The 1985-nt window shown below is 37.8% G+C and carries 3 protein-coding genes; all 3 read right to left on the minus strand.

Features of this window, described 5'->3' with window-relative positions:
* Positions 1–145: 145 nt before the first annotated feature.
* Entirely contained in the window at positions 146–394 is a 249-nt protein-coding gene (locus SPD89_RS22650; RefSeq protein ID WP_336264212.1) for a DUF5348 domain-containing protein, read from the minus strand.
* A 14-nt stretch (positions 395–408) separates the two neighbouring features.
* Positions 409–1209 carry an ExeA family protein gene (locus tag SPD89_RS22655; RefSeq protein WP_336264213.1) on the minus strand — a complete coding sequence of 267 codons (801 nt, stop codon included), beginning with the start codon at positions 1207–1209 and terminating at the stop codon, positions 409–411.
* On the minus strand, positions 1202–1985 hold a 784-nt coding region (locus SPD89_RS22660), incomplete at its 5' end, for a Mu transposase domain-containing protein (RefSeq protein WP_336264214.1). The genes SPD89_RS22655 and SPD89_RS22660, both read right to left, overlap by 8 nt.

The raw sequence follows: 1985 nt of genomic DNA on the forward strand, positions 1-1985 counted from the left end.
TGTAAATCAGCACATTATCCCAGACACTAAATATCAAATTAATCCAGCCTGAAATCTGTGATAATTTGATATTTTGCTCACTTTATTTCAGATTTGAAAATAACTTGACAGATTATTTCAGGTAAACTTTTATAAAAAGATCTCCCTAAAAAGGGAGATCTTTTATTGGCAGTAATTCTTTCTCTGATATCCGAACTTTGTACGTCTCTACTAAACGTAGGGAGAAATCAACCTCGTCTTCAATTGTCACAAACCAATCATTATAATCTTTTTCGAAGATTGTTTTATAATAACGTTTTTGAATGCGAATTTCGAAATTCATTCCTATAAACGCTTCGTATTCTTCTAGACCAATCCACATTCTCCACTCCTGTTCACCTACATCAAAAATCATGATTCCCGTCCTCATCATAGACCACTTACCCCAATAGCCATTTGAACAATTTCCTCATCAATTTGTTCTTTCTTTTGTTGCGCTCCATATAGTAAGGAATTAATGGTTAATGTGTTGACGACCCGTGGCCATCCTTGCGAACGTAAGGCAATGGCTTCAAGTGCAGATGCTGTAAATATGGGCATCCTGACACCAGCCAGTTTTAAATGATGCTCTATATAGTCATAAACATCGTCTTTGCTTAATGATTGTAATTGATATCGCATGACGATTCGCTGCGCCAATGGACGATGGTGATTTAAGTTCAAGCGCATTTTTAAATGCGGTAATCCAGCTAATATAAGAATAAAAGGATTCGTTGAATCCATCCGGAAATTAAACAATATTGCTAAATCCTGTAAAAAGGCATCTTTTGCCATATGCATTTCATCCAGGATAAAAACAGGCGTAACTTTACGCTCTTGATCCATTCGTTCAATGCCCTGCTGAATCTGACGAAATAAATCTACCTTCCGAAATTTTGGGTCTTCCTCCAAACCATACGCCAATCCACGGTAAAAATCCATTACACCTCCAGTAGACAATGGGAAATAGACAACGTGATACAACGATGGATTAAGAGAATCCTTAAATGATCGTAGTGTAAATGTTTTACCAGCACCAGAATCCCCAATGATTAAACCAATTCCTTTAGATTTCCGTAAATATTCAAGACCATTCAATGCTTCTTGATAGCCAGTGGATTGAAACGCATCTTCTTTTCTCATATTCTTCGAAAACGGTTCTCTTGCTAATGAATAAAAGGCTTTATACATGATCTGATTCCCCCACGTGGCGAGTGGTATCAGGGACGGCGAAAGGGGATCGGTTCCGTTTGACATGTGCGTTATCATGGAAGGTAACTGGAATGGCTTCAGCTACCTTTTTTCCGTTTTCAAAAACATAGACAGTTTGTTCATCCATGCGAACCTCAATTCTCTGTCCGATATACTGAGAAGGAACTTCGTATAATCTTTTTTCTAATGTAATGGTTCCATCCAATTTCACTTTACGCTCTGCACGCTTTAGAAAAATCGTTTCTAATATAGACAAATCCTCTAAAAATGTGATATGATCTAATTGAGATTGAAATATTTGGTGGGGTGTTTTGCCGTCGAGCGATGCGTGCTCTTTACGGTGGTAATCCACCTCTAACCACTCCCAAAATCTTTCATTCAATTCCTCCAAAGAGTGAACTGGATCTGATTTTAATAACGGATAAAACCGTGTTTGGATTGTTTTGAATAGTCTTTCAATTTTACCTTTGGCCCTAGGATCATATGGTTGTGTGTGAGCCAATGTAATACCTAATTGCGCACATGCATATTGTAATGTTTCCGAACGATAAATTTTCCCGTTGTCTGCGTAAATAATTCTTGGTTTACCGCGCCGTATTATCGCCTCTTTTGTTACTTCTCTGAGCCCATCAAACTTTTCCGAAATGAAAAATTGTGCGTAGGGTACAAGTCTCGAACAGTCATCAATATAGGCTATAAGAAATGTCTTCTTCGCTTTCCCATTTATCGATAGATAGGGACCATGTGATAGATCC

It is taken from the genome of Pseudogracilibacillus sp. SO30301A (assembly GCF_037072025.1).
Classification (GTDB): domain Bacteria; phylum Bacillota; class Bacilli; order Bacillales; family Amphibacillaceae; genus Pseudogracilibacillus.